Source organism: Geobacillus sp. DSP4a, from assembly GCF_013096875.1.
Taxonomy (GTDB): Bacteria; Bacillota; Bacilli; order Bacillales; family Anoxybacillaceae; genus Geobacillus; species Geobacillus thermophilus.
Genome location: NZ_SDLD01000001.1, coordinates 100,527 through 117,206 on the forward strand (window position 1 = coordinate 100,527; position 16,680 = coordinate 117,206).

General features: G+C 55.1%; 18 protein-coding genes and 1 other annotated feature. All 18 genes read left to right on the plus strand.

The window, feature by feature from the left end; all coding sequences use genetic code 11:
- The first annotated feature begins 15 nt into the window (after positions 1 to 15).
- The 18 genes from spoVE (at position 16) to ileS (ending at position 16,678) form a co-directional block, all read left to right on the plus strand.
- Positions 16 to 1,116 carry a stage V sporulation protein E gene (spoVE, locus tag ETC02_RS00530; RefSeq protein WP_171697961.1) on the plus strand — a complete coding sequence of 367 codons (1,101 nt, stop codon included), beginning with the start codon at positions 16 to 18 and terminating at the stop codon, positions 1,114 to 1,116.
- Positions 1,117 to 1,324: 208 nt separating this feature from the next.
- Complete coding sequence (gene divIB / locus ETC02_RS00535; protein WP_033011316.1) at positions 1,325 to 2,110, plus strand: cell division protein DivIB; 786 nt, start codon at positions 1,325 to 1,327, stop codon at positions 2,108 to 2,110.
- The gene (locus ETC02_RS00540) at positions 2,091 to 2,795 is read left to right on the plus strand and encodes a DUF881 domain-containing protein (protein ID WP_033011314.1); all 705 of its coding nucleotides are present in this window, start codon (positions 2,091 to 2,093) and stop codon (positions 2,793 to 2,795) included. The genes divIB and ETC02_RS00540 overlap by 20 nt, the downstream gene beginning before the upstream one ends.
- Before the next feature lie 28 nt (positions 2,796 to 2,823).
- Positions 2,824 to 3,540, plus strand: a complete 717-nt coding sequence (locus tag ETC02_RS00545) for a DUF881 domain-containing protein (protein WP_033011312.1) — start codon at positions 2,824 to 2,826, stop codon at positions 3,538 to 3,540.
- Between the two features lies 1 nt (position 3,541).
- A complete protein-coding gene (locus ETC02_RS00550; protein WP_033011310.1) occupies positions 3,542 to 3,904 on the plus strand; it encodes a small basic family protein in 363 nt (120 codons plus the stop codon).
- 191 nt (positions 3,905 to 4,095) lie between these two features.
- On the plus strand, positions 4,096 to 5,364 hold the full coding sequence (gene ftsA / locus ETC02_RS00555) for a cell division protein FtsA (protein ID WP_033011337.1): 1,269 nt from the start codon (positions 4,096 to 4,098) through the stop codon (positions 5,362 to 5,364).
- Positions 5,365 to 5,391: 27 nt separating this feature from the next.
- Positions 5,392 to 6,525, plus strand: coding sequence for a cell division protein FtsZ (ftsZ, locus tag ETC02_RS00560; RefSeq protein WP_033011308.1), 1,134 nt, complete (start codon positions 5,392 to 5,394; stop codon positions 6,523 to 6,525).
- A gap of 211 nt (positions 6,526 to 6,736) precedes the next feature.
- Positions 6,737 to 7,648: a sigma-E processing peptidase SpoIIGA gene (gene spoIIGA / locus ETC02_RS00565; RefSeq protein WP_033011306.1), complete on the plus strand. Its 912-nt coding sequence runs from the start codon at positions 6,737 to 6,739 to the stop codon at positions 7,646 to 7,648.
- A 50-nt stretch (positions 7,649 to 7,698) separates the two neighbouring features.
- Positions 7,699 to 8,418: an RNA polymerase sporulation sigma factor SigE gene (gene sigE / locus ETC02_RS00570; RefSeq protein ID WP_033011303.1), complete on the plus strand. Its 720-nt coding sequence runs from the start codon at positions 7,699 to 7,701 to the stop codon at positions 8,416 to 8,418.
- Between the two features lie 120 nt (positions 8,419 to 8,538).
- On the plus strand, positions 8,539 to 9,318 hold the full coding sequence (gene sigG, locus ETC02_RS00575) for an RNA polymerase sporulation sigma factor SigG (RefSeq protein WP_044742639.1): 780 nt from the start codon (positions 8,539 to 8,541) through the stop codon (positions 9,316 to 9,318).
- A gap of 95 nt (positions 9,319 to 9,413) precedes the next feature.
- Entirely contained in the window at positions 9,414 to 9,656 is a 243-nt protein-coding gene (locus ETC02_RS00580) for a YlmC/YmxH family sporulation protein (RefSeq protein ID WP_033011301.1), read from the plus strand.
- A 196-nt stretch (positions 9,657 to 9,852) separates the two neighbouring features.
- Positions 9,853 to 10,677, plus strand: coding sequence for a peptidoglycan editing factor PgeF (pgeF, locus tag ETC02_RS00585; protein WP_063211242.1), 825 nt, complete (start codon positions 9,853 to 9,855; stop codon positions 10,675 to 10,677).
- Complete coding sequence (locus tag ETC02_RS00590) at positions 10,674 to 11,348, plus strand: YggS family pyridoxal phosphate-dependent enzyme (RefSeq protein ID WP_033011299.1); 675 nt, start codon at positions 10,674 to 10,676, stop codon at positions 11,346 to 11,348. The genes pgeF and ETC02_RS00590 overlap by 4 nt, the downstream gene beginning before the upstream one ends.
- Positions 11,349 to 11,360: 12 nt before the next feature.
- On the plus strand, positions 11,361 to 11,792 hold the full coding sequence (locus ETC02_RS00595) for a cell division protein SepF (RefSeq protein ID WP_033011296.1): 432 nt from the start codon (positions 11,361 to 11,363) through the stop codon (positions 11,790 to 11,792).
- A gap of 3 nt (positions 11,793 to 11,795) precedes the next feature.
- The gene (locus ETC02_RS00600; RefSeq protein ID WP_033011295.1) at positions 11,796 to 12,068 is read left to right on the plus strand and encodes a YggT family protein; all 273 of its coding nucleotides are present in this window, start codon (positions 11,796 to 11,798) and stop codon (positions 12,066 to 12,068) included.
- 102 nt (positions 12,069 to 12,170) lie between these two features.
- A complete protein-coding gene (locus ETC02_RS00605; protein WP_063211156.1) occupies positions 12,171 to 12,944 on the plus strand; it encodes a YlmH family RNA-binding protein in 774 nt (257 codons plus the stop codon).
- A gap of 76 nt (positions 12,945 to 13,020) precedes the next feature.
- The gene (locus ETC02_RS00610) at positions 13,021 to 13,533 is read left to right on the plus strand and encodes a DivIVA domain-containing protein (protein ID WP_145956599.1); all 513 of its coding nucleotides are present in this window, start codon (positions 13,021 to 13,023) and stop codon (positions 13,531 to 13,533) included.
- Positions 13,534 to 13,630: 97 nt separating this feature from the next.
- Positions 13,631 to 13,851, plus strand: a binding site (T-box leader).
- 52 nt (positions 13,852 to 13,903) lie between these two features.
- Positions 13,904 to 16,678 carry an isoleucine--tRNA ligase gene (ileS, locus tag ETC02_RS00615; protein WP_171697962.1) on the plus strand — a complete coding sequence of 925 codons (2,775 nt, stop codon included), beginning with the start codon at positions 13,904 to 13,906 and terminating at the stop codon, positions 16,676 to 16,678.
- Positions 16,679 to 16,680 lie beyond the last annotated feature (2 nt).

Here is a 16,680-nt window from a genome sequence, read left to right on the forward strand (position 1 = left end):
TAGAGGTGTTGGGCATTGCCGCGGAAAAGGTCTGCGCCGGATTTTTTGTTGATTCTTTTAACGTTTTCGCTCTTGGCCATCGGGCTTATTATGGTGTACAGCGCGAGCGCCATTTGGGCGGAATACAAGTTTCACGATTCGTTTTTCTTTGCCAAGCGCCAGCTGTTGTTTGCCATCGTCGGCATTATCGCCATGTTTTTTGTGATGAACATCGATTATTGGACGTGGCGCGACTGGTCGAAAGTGTTGCTCATCGTTTGTTTCGGGCTGCTTGTACTCGTGTTGATCCCGGGCGTCGGCATGGTGCGCAATGGGTCGCGCAGCTGGATCGGCGTCGGGGCGTTTTCCATCCAGCCGTCCGAATTTATGAAGCTGGCGATGATCGCGTTTTTGGCCAAATATTTATCCGAAAACCAAAAGAAGATTACATCGTTTAAACAAGGATTGCTGCCGGCGCTGGCGCTCGTGTTTGCGGCGTTCGGCATGATTATGCTGCAGCCGGACTTAGGGACGGGCACCGTGATGGTCGGCACATGTGTGGCGATGATTTTTGTCGCCGGCGCCCGCCTCAGCCATTTTGTGGGCCTTGGGGTGTTGGGGCTTGCCGGGTTTGCCGCCCTCGTTTTATCGGCGCCGTATCGAATCAAGCGGATTACATCGTTTTTGAATCCGTGGGAAGACCCGTTGGGGAGCGGATTTCAAATCATCCAGTCGCTGTACGCCATCGGTCCGGGCGGGCTGTTTGGCCTGGGGCTCGGGCAAAGCCGGCAAAAGTTTTTTTATTTGCCGGAGCCGCAAACTGATTTTATTTTCGCCATTTTGGCCGAGGAGCTCGGTTTTATTGGCGGATCGCTCGTCCTTCTTTTATTCAGCCTTCTTCTTTGGCGCGGCGTGCGCATCGCCCTTGGCGCCCCCGATTTGTACGGCAGCTTTTTGGCACTTGGCATCATTTCGATGATTGCCATCCAAGTGATGATCAACATCGGCGTTGTCACCGGGCTGATGCCCGTCACCGGCATTACTCTCCCGTTTTTGAGCTACGGCGGATCGTCGTTGACATTGATGCTGATGGCGATCGGCGTGCTGCTCAATATTAGCAGACACGCCCGCTATTAGGCAGGCGGCGGCGTCCGCTGTTTTTGTTTGTTCGGGCGGCTTGCCGTCGAACAGTGCCGGCAAATGTTATAAAAAACGGTCTCTCTCGCGATCTATTTGTGATATAATGAAAACAAGTGCAAAGAACAAGAAAACGGCAGCGGATGCCGTTTGTTTTTATTCGAGCGCAGCCATGGAGCTGCCCGCGGGCAGGAAAGCGGGGAAGGCAATGGAAAAGGGAAAGGTTGTTGTTCTTGAAGACCGCGTCCCAAAACTGAAAGAGCGTCGCCGCCAAAAAGCGAACCGTCGGCTGATTTTGTATTTGTCCTTCTTTTTTCTGTTTATTTTGTGCGTTCTTTACTTCCAATCGCCGTTAAGCGCCGTCAGGCATGTGGAGGTGAGCGGAAACCGCCATTTGCCGGCGGAGCGCATCATCAGCTTGAGCGGCATTACGAAGCGGACAAGCTTTTGGAAAGTGAACGAACAAAGTGTGGCAACGAGGATCGCCCGCCATCCGGAAATTAAAGAGGCAACCGTGGAAAAGAGGCTGCCGAACACGATTGTCATCCGCGTCCACGAATGGCGGCGGGTCGCTTATGTCTACGACCGGCAAACATTTTTCCCGCTGCTTGAGAACGGACGGCTGTTAAAGCAGGAAGCGGTGAAAACAGCCCCGAGCGATGCGCCTGTGCTCGTCGGTTGGAAAAACGGCGACGCCATCGCCGAGATGACTGGACAGCTGGCGGAACTGCCGGCGCCGGTGCTTGGCGCCATGTCGGAAATTCACTACAAGCCGAACAGCGAGTATGAAGACCGCGTCATCGTCTACATGAACGACGGGTATGAGGTAAGTGCGACGATTCATCGTTTTGCGGACAAGCTGTCGCATTATCCGGCGATTGTCGCCGAGCTTGACCGAAATGTCAAAGGGGTCATTCACCTCGAAGTCGGCAGCTACTTTGTCCCGTACGAGCCGCCGAAAAAGGAGGACGATGATGAGACAACAAGCCCATAGCCGCATCCTCCTTACTTTTATTTGCTTTTTATTCGGCGCCATGCTCGGGTTTTCCTACCAACATGCCAAAAACGATCCATCCCGCCGCGAATGGAGCGACAGCGAGTGGAAAAGGGAATACGAGTTTCGCTCGGCGCTGATCGCTTTGCAAAAGGAAAACCGGTCGTTAAAGCAACAGCTTGTCGAAAAGCAAGACGAACTGGCCGCTTGGGAAAAAAAACTGGCCGACCGGCAGACGAACGAAGCCGGGCTGGCGAAAGAAGCAGAACAGCTGCGCATGTATGTTGGAAAGGCGAGGGTGAAAGGAAAGGGTGTAGCAGTCACGCTTTCCGACTCCTCTTACATCCCCTCTGAAGCAAGTGCTACTGATTATATCGTTCACGAACAGCACGTATGGAAAGTCGTTCACGAGCTGCTTATTTCCGGCGCCGAAGCGGTCGCCATTAACGGGCAGCGCATTTCCCATCGCTCCTACATTGTGTGCAACGGTCCGGTCATTGAGGTTGACGGGACGCAACATGCCGCTCCGTTTGTCATTTCGGCGATCGGCGACCCAGATGTGCTGTCGTCTGCGCTCGTCCTGCCAGGCGGCGTCGTCGACGAGCTTGTTCAAGACCATATCGATGTAAAAGTGGAAAAGCAAGAGGCGATTACGCTCGATCCGGTATTCGCGCCCAGACCGTAAAACGGGCAGGAAGGAGCGGTGAAGCGCATTGGAGCGAAAAAGACAGCTGTATTTTGCCGGGATTGCCGGCGTGTTCGGATTGATGCTGGCCGTCGGGATGCGGACGACGCTGCCTTCGGAAGAGCGCGATACGCGCGACATTTGGGAGCTGCGCGCCGATTTGACAAAGGAGCAGAAGCTTGAACAGCAGCTGCTTGAGGAGCTGGAACGCTACGAGGCGAAATTGCGCCATTATCGGCGCGAGGAGCAGGAAGACGGTGAGGCGGCGCTCGAGGAGACGGTCGCCGAGCTTAGGGAAGAAGCCGGACTGACCGAGGTGAAAGGGCGCGGCGTGGTGCTGACGATCGCGCCGTTTGCGGCGGGCGGCTACGTCGGTCCGGTCGCCCAAACGGTGTCGCCGGAGCTGCTGCAGCGGTTGGTAAATGAATTGAACAAATATGGAGCAAAGGAAATCGCCATTAGCGGCGAGCGGCTGACGAACCGGACGGCGATTCGCGATGTCAACGGGGTGACGAAAGTCGGTCGCCGGCCGCTTCAGCTGCCGGTTGAGGTGAAGGCGATCGCGGACGATGCGGACAAGCTGTATAGCGGGTTGACGGTTTCGCCGATTCGGGATGATTTCATCGTCGAAAACTTGGAGCTTTCGATTTCCAAGCCGAAACCGATGATCGCCATTCCGCCGTCAACCGAGCGGCTGGAGGTAAAATACATGGAGACGGCGAGCGCCGGCAAGGAGGAGAAATAGCATGTGGCTTCCGCTTCTCGGATTGTTGCTCGGGTTTGCCGTCGGCGTCCTGGCCGGCTGGGAAGTTCCCGATCAGTATTCCAGTTATTTGTCGATTGCCATTTTGGCCGCCTTTGATACATTAATAGGGGGATGGCGCGCCCATTTACAAGGAACGTACGACGAAACAGTATTTATAACCGGGTTTTTTTTCAATATCATCCTTGCCACAACTTTGACTTTTCTTGGGGTGCATCTTGGTGTAGACTTGTATTTGGCGGCCGTCTTCGCGTTTGGCGTCCGCCTGTTTCAAAACATTGCCATCATCCGTCGCCTTTGGCTTGCCGAATGGGCGGAGCGGCGGGAAAATCGCGAAAAAAGTTAAGCGGAAGACAGGAAAGTGTCTTCCTGTGTTGAATTATATGGAGTAAAACAAAATGCGATGTTCTTGCGAAAATCGCGAGCTGGATATAGACGAAGAGATGGACAGGGAAATTTCAGCCGAAAAAGGAGGTGTCGCTGCTTACTGAAACGCCGGCTGACATCGGCGCGTTTTTAGTAGGCAGATGCCAAAAGATGAGCAGCAATGAGATCGTCGTTAGCCTGGATGTCGGAACATCGAGCGTCAAAGTCATCATCGGGGAAATGTTGGGCAGCTCGATTAACATTATCGGAATCGGCAATGTGAAATCAGAAGGGCTCAAAAAAGGCGCGATTGTTGATATAGATAAAACGGTGCAATCGATCAAGCGCGCGGTCGAACAAGCGGAACGGATGGTCGGCCTTTCGATCCGCCGCGTGATTGTCGGGGTGGCGGGAAGCCATATTCAGCTGCATGACTGCCATGGCATCGTTGCGGTTGCCAGCGAAAACCGCGAAATCAGCGATGAAGACGTTGCCCGCGTCATCGATGCGGCGCAAGTCGTTTCCATCCCGCCGGACCGGGAAATTATCAGCGTCGTTCCGCGCCAGTTTATCGTCGACGGCTTAGACGGCATCCACGATCCGCGCGGCATGATCGGCGTCCGCTTGGAGATGGAAGGGACGATGGTGACCGGAGCGAAGACGATTTTACATAATCTCCTTCGCTGTGTGGAACGCGCCGGTTTGGAAATCAGCGACATTTGCCTCCAGCCGTTAGCGGCCGGTTCGCTGGCATTATCCGACGATGAGCGGCACTTGGGCGCCGCGCTCGTCGATCTGGGCGGCGGTTCGACAACGGTCGCTGTCTTTGAGCAAGGGGCGTTGCAAGCTGTCTCTTCACTGCCGGTCGGCGGGGAGCATATTACAAAAGATTTGGCCATCGGGCTGCGGACAACAACGGAGGATGCGGAAAAAATCAAATTGAAGCACGGGTATGCGTTTTACGACTACGCTTCGGACGAAGAAGTGTTCAGCGTGCCGGTCATGGGCAGCGATCAACACCAGCAGTTCAGCCAGCTTGAGATCGCCGATATTATTGAGGCGAGGATGGAGGAAATTTTGCAAATGGTTCAACATGAAGTGCGCCGGCTTGGCTTTCGCGACCTTCCGGGCGGCTATGTGCTGACCGGCGGCGTGGCGAATATGCCGGGAGTGTTGGAGTTGGCTCACGTCGTCCTAGGGACGAGCGTCCGTGTTGCCATGCCGGATTACATCGGCGTGCGCGACCCGCAATACACGATCGGCGTCGGCCTGCTCAAGTTCGCCTACCGGCAGGCGCAGCTGCAAGGGAAAACCGTCCCGGCGGCGGCCGCGGCGGAGCCGGCCGAGCGCCCGGCGCCAAAACAACAATCGAAACCGAAAAAGAAAGAAGACCATTTCGGGAAGAAGGTCAAGAAATTTTTCGGTTCTTTCTTTGAATAGAGATTGAAATTTTAGGAGGATTTGGCCATGTTGGAGTTTGAGACAACAGTCGATCAGTTGGCAACGATCAAGGTGATTGGGGTCGGGGGCGGCGGCAACAACGCCGTCAATCGGATGATTGAACACGGAGTGCAAGGCGTTGAATTTATTGCCGTCAATACCGATGCACAGGCGCTCAATTTGTCGAAGGCGCCGACGAAACTGCAAATCGGGGCGAAGCTGACACGCGGCTTGGGTGCGGGAGCGAACCCAGAAGTTGGAAAAAAAGCGGCTGAGGAGAGCAAAGAGCAAATTGAAGAAGCGCTTCGCGGCGCCGATATGGTGTTTGTCACCGCTGGCATGGGCGGCGGCACGGGAACTGGGGCGGCGCCCGTCATCGCCCAAATCGCCCGCGAATTAGGAGCGCTCACGGTCGGTGTCGTCACGCGCCCGTTTACGTTTGAAGGGCGGAAGCGGGCGACGCAGGCCGCAAGCGGCATCGCTGCCATGAAAGAGGCGGTCGATACGCTCATCGTCATTCCGAACGACCGATTGCTTGAGATTGTTGACAAAAATACGCCGATGCTTGAGGCGTTCCGCGAAGCGGACAATGTGCTGCGCCAAGGGGTGCAAGGCATTTCCGATTTGATCGCTGTGCCGGGGTTGATCAACCTTGACTTCGCCGATGTGAAAACGATCATGTCCAACAAAGGCTCGGCGCTGATGGGCATCGGGATTGCCAGCGGCGAAAACCGAGCGGCGGAGGCAGCCAAAAAAGCCATTTCCAGCCCGCTGTTGGAGACGTCGATCGACGGGGCGCAAGGCGTGCTCATGAACATCACCGGCGGCATGAACTTAAGTTTGTACGAAGTGCAGGAGGCCGCCGACATCGTCGCTTCGGCGGCCGATCAAGAAGTGAACATGATTTTCGGCTCGGTCATCAACGAAGACTTAAAAGACGAAATTGTCGTCACTGTCATCGCGACCGGGTTTAACGAAAACGTTGCTTCGCAGCCGCGGCCGCCGCGCGCCGGCATCGGGACGGCGCCGAAAGTGACGCCGGCGCCGAAGCGGGAAAAGCGCGAAGAACCGGCGCAAGATTATGCGGCGCTCCGGTCCGGGCAGGCGGAAGACCCGCTCGATATTCCGGCGTTCTTGCGTAACCGCAACCGTCGCCGTTGAGGAGCTATCGGGCATGAACAAGCCGTGTTCATGCCTTCTTTTTTTGCCCTCTCCCCGCGCTTCAAAGGGCGGTTTTCCTCGTTCGCACGTTTCCCCTCGCTTTGACAAAACATTCTGTTTTTCACCACCACCGATTGACAGACTTTCCAACGGGATGTGCTATATACTTGTTTCAGACAAAAGCCGATGGGGCGGGGGAGGGGCTTGCCGGTTGGTTGTGTATCTTGATGTCATTTGGCTTTTGAACGTCTGTTTTGATGCAATGCTTCTTTGGCTGACAGCGCTCATGCTTAAGCGCCCGATCGTCTGGTGGCGGCTGTTGGCCGGAGCGTTGATCGGGTCGCTGCTTGTGGTGCTGCTGTTCACCCCGTTGTCCGCCATCGCCCAGCACCCGCTTGCCAAAATGGCCGCCTCGATCTTGATTGTGCTCGCCGCTTTTGGCTTTAAGCGGCCGCGCTATATGATCGAGAACATGCTGGCGTTTTACTTTGCCACGTTCGCTGTCGGGGGCGGCATGCTGGCGGTTCATTATTTTTTCGCCGAGCAACTGTCCGTGCAGAACGGATTATTGATGATGCATCCCCCCGGGGCGGGCGACCCGGTGAGCTGGCTGTTTGTCCTCGTCGGGTTTCCGGTGTTGTGGCTTTTTTCCCGCCGCCGTGTGGAACAGATTCGCGAGAAAAAATTGCGCTTCGAACATATTGTGGATGTCATTGCTGTTTGGGAAGGCCGGCCCCTTGCCCTAAGAGGGCTCATCGACAGCGGCAACCAGCTGTTTGACCCAGTGTCCAAAACGCCGGTGATGATCGTGGACCGGGAAAAAGCGAAGGACGTGCTGCCCGAAGAGCTGATGGCCTATATGGCAGCCATGACGGTTGACGACCCGCCCGAACAGTGGGCCCATCGTCTTCGTCTCATTCCATACCGCGCAGTGGGCAGCGGCCCGCAAATGATGATGGCGGTAAAACTAGACCGCATCGCGCTGTCATACGAAAACGAGTGGCTTGAGGTGAAACATGGGCTTATGGCCTTAAGTGCAGACCCGCTTTCAGCCGACGGAGAATACGATTGCATCATCCACCCGAAAATGGTGCAGGCGGGAAGAAAGCTGACCGCTTCATAGGTCGTTACTATATCATACTCGCATTTTATCCGTTTAGAAGGGGGATTTTGATGAAAAGATGGAAACTTCGGTTCATGTATTGGCTGTATAAGCTGCTGGCCAAACTTGGGTTGAAGGCCGACGAAATTTACTATATCGGCGGCAGCGAGGCGCTTCCGCCGCCGTTGACGAAAGAAGAGGAAGAGCAGTTGATCGAACGGCTGGCCACCGGTGATGAGACGGCGCGGTCGCTGCTCATTGAACGCAATTTGCGGCTTGTCGTCTACATTGCGCGCAAGTTTGAAAACACCGGCATTCACATCGAAGATTTGATCAGCATCGGAACGATCGGCTTAATCAAAGCGGTCAATACGTTTAACCCGGAGAAAAAAATCAAGCTGGCGACTTATGCATCACGCTGCATTGAAAACGAAATTTTAATGTATTTGCGCCGCAACAATAAAGTGCGGGCGGAAGTGTCGTTTGACGAACCGCTCAATATCGATTGGGACGGCAATGAGCTGCTGCTGTCCGATGTGCTGGGAACGGAAGACGACGTCATTACAAAGGATTTGGAGGCGGACGTCGACCGGCGGCTGCTGCTAAACGCCTTGCACCAGCTGAGCGACCGTGAAAAGCAGATTATGGAATTGCGCTTTGGTTTGTCAGGAGGAGAGGAAAAAACGCAAAAAGATGTCGCTGACTTGCTCGGCATTTCGCAATCGTACATATCGCGGCTCGAGAAGCGGATCATTAAACGGTTGCGCAAAGAGTTCAACAAAATGATGTAGCAAGCGGCGGGAGTGGACGCTCCGCCGCTTTTTTTCGCTCGGACAGGCTGTGCATATTTTTCCCTCCCAGGGAGATACTGAAAACTGACGACTTAGCATCTCCTGATGGGAGGGAACAACTTGACGAGGAACAAAGTCGAAATTTGCGGCGTCGACACTTCAAAGCTTCCCGTCCTCAACAACGAAGAAATGCGGGAGCTGTTTCGCCGGATGCATGAAGGGGATTTGGAAGCAAGGGAAAAATTGGTAAACGGAAACTTACGCCTCGTGTTAAGCGTCATTCAACGCTTTAACAACCGCGGCGAGTTTGTTGATGATTTATTTCAAGTTGGCTGCATCGGACTCATGAAATCGATTGATAATTTTGACCTCAACCAAAATGTGAAATTTTCCACTTATGCGGTGCCGATGATCATTGGCGAAATCCGCCGTTACTTGCGCGATAACAATCCAATTCGCGTCTCGCGCTCGCTGCGCGACATCGCTTACAAAGCGCTGCAAGTGCGGGAACGGCTCATGAGCGAGACGGCGAAAGAGCCGTCGACGGAAGATATTGCGCGGGAACTCGGCGTCGCCCACGAGGAAGTGGTGTTTGCCCTTGATGCCATTCAAGACCCTGTTTCCTTATTTGAACCGATCTACAACGACGGCGGCGATCCGATTTATGTGATGGATCAGCTTAGCGACGAGCGCAACCGCGACAGCCAATGGATCGAAGAAATCGCTTTAAAAGAAGGGCTGCGGCGGTTGAATGAGCGAGAGAAAATGATTATCCGCAAACGGTTTTTCCAAGGAAAGACGCAAATGGAAGTCGCCGAGGAAATCGGCATTTCCCAGGCGCAAGTGTCCAGGCTTGAAAAGGCAGCGATCCGGCAAATGAATAAAAACATCCAAGTGTGAACGGCTGCTGGGGCAGCCTTTTTTCTTTGGCACATAACCGGTTGGGCGGCGTCATATAGATGAAAAAGAGGAGAGGAAAGGCGGGGGACTGAACCGTGATGAGAATTTCCGAGTTTCAAACGAAAGATGTCGTCAATGTGGCCAACGGGAAGAAGCTTGGCAACATCGGGGATATTGACATCGATTTAGATACAGGCAAAATCCGGTCGCTCATTATTTTAGGCTCCGGAAAGATGCTCGGGTTGTTCGGGCGTGAAGAAGCGGTCGTCATTCCGTGGCAAAACATCGTCAAAATCGGAGCGGATGTCATTTTAGTCCGCCTGCATGATGCCGACTGAGCGGCCGGCACAACGGGCGGCGCGCCGCTGGAGCGCAGACGGCCGCGGCGTCCGGTCGCTCGGGCGGCATTGATTGGCGGGATTGCATCAATGTTTCGACAAAATCGCAAATAAAGGTTATCATGAACAAACAAACTATGATAAAATAGGAAAAAAAGTGATAAAAAACTACAAAAACAGCGTGAGGTTGACGCGAATGCCGGACATTTTTCAACAAGAAGCTCAAGGATGGCTCCGCTGCGGGGCGCCCCCGTTTGCCGGAGCGGTCGCCGGGTTGACAACGAAACAAGGCGGAGAAAGCGAAGGGCCGTTCGCTTCGTTGAACATGGGGCTGCATGTCGGCGATGACCGCACGGCCGTCGTCAACAACCGCCGCCGTCTGGCCGATCGGCTTTCTTTTCCGCTCGATCATTGGGTGTGCTGTGAGCAAGTGCACGGCGCCGTGATTCGGAAAGTCACGAAAGGCGACCGGGGGAGCGGGGCGCACGACTTCGCTGCAGCGGTCCGGGGGGCCGACGGGCTGTATACGGATGAGGCGGGGGTATTGCTCGCACTTTGTTTTGCCGATTGTGTGCCTGTCTATTTTATCGCGCCATCGGCGGGCCTAGTCGGCCTTGCCCACGCCGGCTGGCGGGGGACGGCGGGCGGCATTGTCCAAAACATGGTGCGGCTTTGGCAGGAGCGTGAACACATTGCCCCGTCCGACATCTATGCCGCGATTGGACCGGCCATTGGCCCATGCTGTTACACGGTTGATGACCGGGTGATCGATGGCCTGCGTCCGACTCTTCCTGCGGGCGGCCCGTTGCCGTGGCGCGAAACAAGCCAAGGGCAGTATGCGCTTGATTTAAAAGAGGCCAACCGGCTGCAGCTTGCGGCCGCCGGGATTCCAGACTGCCATATTTATGTGTCGGAACGCTGTACAAGCTGTGAGGAGACGTTGTTTTTTTCCCACCGCCGCGACCGTGGGACGACAGGGCGGATGTTGGCGTTTATCGGCCGAAGGGAGGAAACAGCATGACCGTACGCGACAACTTGGCAGCCGTTCGCCAGCGCATCGAGGCGGCTTGCGCCCGCGTCGGCCGCAATCCGGCCGACGTACGCATCGTTGCTGTCACGAAATATATTGATGCCGAAAGGGCGCTTCATGTGCTTGACGCCGGCATTGCCGACCTCGGCGAAAACCGCGCCGGCCAGCTGCTTGAAAAGTATGAACGGATCGGGGACCGGGCGGTGTGGCATTTTATCGGGACGCTTCAGTCGCGCAAGGTGAAGGACATTATCGATAAAGTCGATTACATCCATTCGCTTGATCGCCTGTCGCTGGCGAAAGAAATTGAAAAGCGGGCGGTGCGGCCGGTGAAATGTTTTGTGCAAGTGAATGTATCGGGAGAAGCGACGAAGCACGGCCTCTCTCCTGACGAGACCGTCCCGTTCATCGATCAGCTCCGTTCGTTTTCGCACCTTGAGGTCGTCGGATTGATGACGATGGCCCCGCATACGGATGACGAGGCGGTATTGCGCGCCTGCTTCCGGCAATTGCGGGTCTTGAAAGAGCGCGTTCAGGCGCTCCGCTGGCCGCATGCGCCGTGCACGGAGCTGTCGATGGGCATGTCGAACGATTACGAGATCGCCATTGAGGAAGGGGCGACGTTTGTGCGCATCGGCAGCGCGCTTGTCGGATCATTGTAGGAGGTGAACTTGATGGGGTTGATGAAAAAATTTCGCGATTATTTTTTAGAAGAAGATTACGAAGACTATGAAGAAGAATACGAAGCGCCGCAGCCGGAAGAGGAGGCGCCGCTGCTGAAGGCGGCAAACAAGGCGAACGTCGTCAGCTTGCAAAGCGTGCAAAAATCGGCGAAAGTCGTGCTCGCTGAGCCGCGGGTGTATGCGGAGGCGCAGGAAATCGCCGATCATTTAAAAAGCCGGCGGGCGGTCATCGTCAATTTGCAGCGCATCCAGCATGAGCAGGCGAAGCGGATCGTCGACTTTTTAAGCGGCACGGTGTACGCCATTGGCGGCGACATTCAGCAAGTTGGCACGAAAATTTTTTTGTGCACCCCGGACAACGTCGACGTCAGCGGCGCGATTTCGCTTGACGGCGAGGATGACAGACCGATAAAGAGGTGGTAGCCGTTGGATTATGTGCTTACGTTTTTAACGACCTTGATTCAAGTATACTCGTACGCTTTGATCATTTACATTTTGATGTCTTGGTTTCCGAATGCGCGCGAAACGCGGTTCGGACAAATGCTTGCCGCCATTTGCGAGCCGTATTTGGAACCGTTTCGGCGCGTCATTCCGCCGCTTGGCATCATTGACATCTCTCCGATCATCGCCTTTATTGTCCTTGAATTTGCGACAAGAGGGCTGTATGCGTTGTTTGACATCCTCGAAGCGCAGTTTTAGCAGCCGGACGGAACGCGCGTCGTTTGGCCCAGGCGCAGGCGGGCGGAATAGCGGGAGGAATCCGTTCCGGGTTCCTTTCTTTATGAGGCAAGGTGAATGGGAATGGAGCTGTATCAGCACTTCCGCAAAGAGGAACATCAATTCATCGATCATGTAATGGAATGGAAGGAAATGGTAGAACGTCAGTACGCTCCGAAGCTGACCGATTTTCTTGATCCGCGCGAGCAGCAAATCGTGCAAAGCATCGTCGGCAGCGACGGAGACGTGCGCGTGTCCTTTTTCGGCGGCGCTTTGTTTGTCGAGCGGAAGCGGGCGCTTTTGTATCCGCCGTATTTCGAACCGAATGAGGAGGATTATGACATCGCCTTGTTCGCTGTCCGCTATCCAGGCAAATTCGTTTCCCTTGAACACCGCGACGTCTTAGGAGCGCTCATGTCGCTCGGCTTGCGGCGGGGCAAGTTCGGCGACATTCTCGTCCAAGGAGGAGAGATCCAATTTTTTGCCGCCGCCGAGGTGGCCGATTACATTCGCCTCCATGTCGGGACGATCGGCAAAGCGCCGGTTTCGCTTGAGCTGTTGCCGCTGTCAGCTGCCATGCCGCTTGCCGAAACGTGGGAGGAAGGAACGGTAACGGTGTCTTCTCTAAGGCTCGATGCGGTGCTTGCCCAGGCGTTCCGCCTCGCGCGCGAGAAAGCGAAGACGCTCATTGAAAGCGGGCTCGTCAAAGTGAACTGGAAGGTGGTGGACAAGCCCGATTTTGTATGCGGGCCGGGCGATGTCCTGTCGGCGCGCGGGTTTGGTCGCTGCAAGCTGTTTTCCGTCGAGGGGATGACGAAAAAAGAACGCTGGCGCATCCGGCTGGGCCGTCAAAAATAATCGAATCGCAGCAGGAAATGGGCTGATCGTGTCGAATGAAGGAAGAAAAGGAATGATGGAGACGGAGGTGGCCATTGTGCCGTTAACGCCATTGGATATTCACAATAAGGAATTCAGCCGCGGATTTCGCGGGTATGACGAAGATGAAGTGAATGAGTTTTTGGATCAAATTATTAAAGATTACGAAATGCTCATCCGTGAAAAAAAGCAGCTGGAAGAAAAAGTGGCCGAACTGACGGAAAAATTGAATTACTTTTCCAACATTGAAGAAACGTTAAATAAGTCGATTCTTGTGGCTCAGGAAGCAGCGGAAGAAGTGAAGCGCAACGCACAAAAAGAGGCGAAGCTGATCATTAAAGAAGCGGAGAAAAACGCGGAGCGCATCATCGGCGACGCGCTGGCCAAATCGCGGAAAATCGCGCTGGAAATCGAAGAACTCAAGCGGCAGTCGAAAGTGTTCCGCGCTCGCTTCCGTATGCTCGTTGAGGCGCAGCTCGATATGATCAACAGCCGTGACTGGGACGAGTTGATGGAATACGAGATGCCTGATCTCGAAGAAGAGGCGAAAGAGCCGTTGTCTCAGCCTTGACGAACCGAGGCCATGTCGGGTATAATCATTGGCAAAAATCACTGCACCAGCCGCCGTGGGAGGCGGTTGGCTTTTTTCAGGATGAATAGCGAAATAGTCATCAACGATGAAAGGGATAGTAGCTCTTGAACGACCGGTCGCAGCGAGCCGGGGATGGTGGAAGCCCGGCATCGGCGCAAGAGTGAACATCACCCTGGAGTTCCATGCCGAACATCCAGTAGGCCATGGCGCGTCATTCCCGTTACGAATGAAAAGTGGGCTGTGCGTCGTTTGCATGGCCAAGAAGGGTGGTACCGCGAGACCGTTCTCGTCCCTTGCCGGGGGAGAACGGTTTTTTATTTGGAATCTATCGTTCGAAGGAGGAGCAAGGATGGATTACAAAGAGACGCTGCTTATGCCGCAAACCGAGTTCCCGATGCGCGGTAACTTGCCGAAGCGGGAGCCGGAAATGCAAAAAAAATGGGAGGAAATGGACATTTACCGGAAAGTGCAGGAGCGGACGAAAGGACGGCCGCTGTTTGTCCTGCATGACGGCCCGCCGTATGCCAACGGGGATATTCATATGGGCCATGCGCTGAACAAAATTTTAAAAGACATCATCGTCCGCTACAAATCGATGAACGGCTATTGCGCCCCATACGTGCCGGGCTGGGATACGCACGGCTTGCCGATCGAAACGGCCCTTGCCAAGCAAGGCGTCGACCGCAAATCGATGAGCGTCGCCGAGTTCCGCAAGCGGTGCGAGCAATACGCGTACGAGCAAATCGACAACCAGCGCCGGCAGTTCAAGCGGCTCGGTGTGCGCGGCGACTGGGACAACCCGTACATTACGCTCAAGCCGGAGTACGAAGCCCAGCAAATTAAAGTGTTCGGCGAAATGGCGAAAAAAGGGCTCATCTACAAAGGGTTGAAGCCGGTCTATTGGTCCCCGTCAAGCGAATCGGCGCTCGCTGAAGCGGAAATCGAATATAAAGACAAGCGTTCGCCGTCGATTTATGTCGCTTTCCCGGTGAAAGACGGCAAAGGCGTGCTTGAGGGCGATGAGCGAATCGTCATTTGGACGACGACGCCGTGGACGATTCCGGCGAACTTGGCGATCGCCGTCCATCCGGAGCTGGACTACCATGTCGTGGAAACAAACGGACAAAAATACGTCGTCGCTGCTGCCCTGGTCGAGTCGGTGGCGAACGAAGTCGGCTGGGACGCATGGTCGGTCGTCAAAACGGTCAAAGGAAACGAGCTTGAATACGTCGTGGCGAGACATCCGTTTTATGAGCGCGACTCGCTTGTCGTCTGCGGTGAACACGTCACGACCGACGCCGGCACGGGCTGCGTCCATACGGCGCCGGGCCACGGGGAAGACGACTTTCTCGTTGGGCAAAAATACGGGCTTCCCGTTCTTTGCCCGGTCGACGAGCGCGGCTATATGACGAGCGAAGCGCCGGGGTTTGAAGGAATGTTTTACGAAGACGCCAACAAGGCGATTACACAGAAGCTTGAGGAAGCCGGCGCTTTGTTGAAGCTTGGGTTTATCACCCACTCGTATCCGCACGACTGGCGGACGAAGCAGCCAACGATTTTCCGGGCGACAACGCAATGGTTTGCGTCGATCGATAAAATCCGCAGCGAGCTGCTTCAAGCGATTAAGGAAACGAAATGGATTCCGGAGTGGGGGGAAATCCGCATCCACAACATGGTGCGCGACCGCGGCGACTGGTGCATTTCCCGCCAGCGCGCCTGGGGCGTGCCGATTCCGGTTTTTTACGGCGAAAACGGCGAACCGATCATCACCGATGAAACGATCGAGCATGTGTCGAACTTGTTCCGCCAATACGGATCGAACGTCTGGTTTGAGCGCGAGGCGAAAGACTTGCTGCCGGAAGGATTCACCCATCCGTCAAGCCCGAACGGCATCTTTACGAAAGAAACGGACATTATGGATGTCTGGTTTGACTCCGGTTCGTCGCACCAAGCCGTGTTGGTCGAACGCGACGATCTCGCGCGCCCGGCTGATCTGTACTTGGAAGGGTCCGACCAATATCGCGGCTGGTTCAACTCATCGCTGTCCACCGCCGTTGCCGTCACCGGAAAAGCACCGTATAAAGGGGTGTTAAGCCATGGCTTCGTTTTAGACGGCGAAGGGCGAAAAATGAGCAAATCGCTCGGCAACGTCGTCGTGCCGGCGAAAGTAATGGAACAGTTCGGCGCCGACATTTTGCGCCTTTGGGTCGCGTCGGTCGACTACCAAGCGGACGTGCGCATCTCCGACCATATTTTAAAACAAGTGTCGGAAGTGTACCGAAAAATCCGCAACACGTTCCGGTTTATGCTCGGCAACTTATTCGATTTTGACCCGAATCAAAACGCTGTGCCGGTTGGGGAGCTGGGCGAAGTCGACCGCTACATGCTGGCGAAGTTGAACAAGCTGATCGCCAAAGTGAAAAAGGCCTACGACCGCTATGATTTCGCCGCCGTGTACCATGAGATGAACCATTTCTGCACCGTCGAGTTAAGCGCATTTTATTTGGATATGGCGAAAGACATTTTGTACATCGAAGCGGCCGATTCCCGCGCCCGCCGCGCCGTGCAGACCGTATTGTATGAAACGGTCGTCGCGTTGGCGAAGCTCATCGCGCCGATTTTGCCGCATACCGCCGATGAAGTGTGGGAGCATATCCCGAATCGAAAAGAAAACGTCGAAAGCGTCCAGCTCACCGATATGCCGGAGCCGATCGCGATCGACGGCGAAGAAGCGCTGCTTTCGAAATGGGATGCGTTTATGGATGTGCGCGATGATATTTTCAAAGCGCTCGAGAACGCCCGCAATGAAAAAGTGATCGGCAAATCGCTGACCGCGAGCGTCACGGTCTACCCGAAAGACGAGGCGCGGAAGCTGTTGGCGTCGCTTGATGCCGACTTGCGCCAGCTTCTCATCGTTTCCGCCTTTTCGATCGCCGATGAGCCGTACGACGCCGCGCCGGCCGAAGCCGAACGGCTCGACCACGTAGCCGTCCTCGTCCGCCCGGCGGAAGGCGAGACGTGCGAGCGGTGCTGGACGGTGACGAAAGAAGTCGGCGCCGATCCGTCGCATCCAACGCTTTGTCCGCGCTGCGCGCACATTGTGAACGAACATTATTCCGCGTAACA

Coding starts and splice junctions, on each gene's coding strand:
- ETC02_RS00590 (WP_033011299.1), top strand. CDS start 10,674: ATGACCGTACGCGACAACTTGGCAGCCGTTCGCCAGCGCATCGAGGCG.
- ETC02_RS00595 (WP_033011296.1), top strand. CDS start 11,361: ATGGGGTTGATGAAAAAATTTCGCGATTATTTTTTAGAAGAAGATTAC.
- ileS (WP_171697962.1), top strand. CDS start 13,904: ATGGATTACAAAGAGACGCTGCTTATGCCGCAAACCGAGTTCCCGATG.
- pgeF (WP_063211242.1), top strand. CDS start 9,853: ATGCCGGACATTTTTCAACAAGAAGCTCAAGGATGGCTCCGCTGCGGG.
- ETC02_RS00540 (WP_033011314.1), top strand. CDS start 2,091: ATGAGACAACAAGCCCATAGCCGCATCCTCCTTACTTTTATTTGCTTT.
- ftsZ (WP_033011308.1), top strand. CDS start 5,392: ATGTTGGAGTTTGAGACAACAGTCGATCAGTTGGCAACGATCAAGGTG.
- divIB (WP_033011316.1), top strand. CDS start 1,325: ATGGAAAAGGGAAAGGTTGTTGTTCTTGAAGACCGCGTCCCAAAACTG.
- ETC02_RS00550 (WP_033011310.1), top strand. CDS start 3,542: ATGTGGCTTCCGCTTCTCGGATTGTTGCTCGGGTTTGCCGTCGGCGTC.
- sigE (WP_033011303.1), top strand. CDS start 7,699: ATGAAAAGATGGAAACTTCGGTTCATGTATTGGCTGTATAAGCTGCTG.
- ETC02_RS00605 (WP_063211156.1), top strand. CDS start 12,171: ATGGAGCTGTATCAGCACTTCCGCAAAGAGGAACATCAATTCATCGAT.
- ftsA (WP_033011337.1), top strand. CDS start 4,096: ATGAGCAGCAATGAGATCGTCGTTAGCCTGGATGTCGGAACATCGAGC.